Origin of the sequence: Bacillus pretiosus, assembly GCF_051294775.1 — a bacterium.
In the GTDB taxonomy this organism is placed as follows: Bacteria; Bacillota; Bacilli; order Bacillales; family Bacillaceae_G; genus Bacillus_A; species Bacillus_A wiedmannii.
In genome coordinates, this window is record NZ_JBPPHF010000455.1 from 1 (window position 1) to 287 (window position 287).

The following is a 287-nucleotide window of genomic DNA, read 5'->3' on the forward strand; positions in this document are numbered from 1 at the left end:
ATACTAAATGTATAAGCTGCTGATAAATATCGATACATAGCAGTTAATCCAAATAATAACGACCAAAGTAAGATGACCCATAAGCTCGCTTTGGAAACGACAAGGCCACGTCCAATTGTAAGAATAGATACGATTAATCCGTATCCAACTCCCGCAAATAGAGATGTTCGCAGTTCAAACCAAATATCATAAACGTTAAAGGAAAAATCCTTTCGTTCTCGTAACATACGTAAGTATCCAACGAAGATACTACTTATTAAAAATACATAGACATCAGTGTGTAAGAA

The 287-nt window shown here is 34.8% G+C and carries 1 pseudogene; it reads right to left on the bottom strand.

The features are described 5' to 3' along the window. A pseudogene (locus ACSG5Z_RS31705) lies at positions 1–287 on the bottom strand (PDZ domain-containing protein); the annotation flags it as partial.